We start from the raw sequence: 529 nt of genomic DNA on the forward strand, positions 1-529 counted from the left end.
TTTACTATTTTTACTATTTTTACCTAAATAAATTTTAGGCATTTTTTTAACTTTTTTTTAATTAAGTTTATTAAATTTAAAAAACATAAAATTTAATTAATAAATGATTTTTAAGATAATTATATTATAAAAAGGAAGGTAATAACTTGTTTGAATCATTAAGAAAGAAATTTTCAGAAACAAGTGGGAAATTAACTAAAAAACTTGAAAATGAAGCTGAAGAAGAAGATAATATTGAATCTAAAGAAACTGAAGACATAATAACAGATGTGTCTGATGAAGTGAGTTCTAGTGTTGATGATGGTTTTGAATCTTTATCTGATGTTGATGGTGTGTCTGATGGTTCTGATTCTCAGGATGTTGAAGATTCTGACTTAGAAGATAATGAGAAATCTGGATTTTTTTCTTCTTTTAAACGAGATTCTAAAAACAAAAATGAATCAGACAATGAAGACATTATAAGCGAAAATGATGATGATTGTTCAGACTTATCATCTCAAAGTAAAGATAATGAGAAATCTGGATTTTT

General features: G+C 24.6%; 1 pseudogene. It reads left to right on the top strand.

From position 1 onward, the window contains the following. Positions 1–146 precede the first annotated feature (146 nt). Positions 147–529 (top strand): annotated as a pseudogene (locus tag BP769_RS07030) (hypothetical protein); the annotation flags it as partial.

The sequence above is a fragment of the Methanobrevibacter sp. UBA417 genome (assembly GCF_002508845.1).
Classification (GTDB): Archaea; Methanobacteriota; Methanobacteria; order Methanobacteriales; family Methanobacteriaceae; genus Methanobrevibacter_A; species Methanobrevibacter_A acididurans.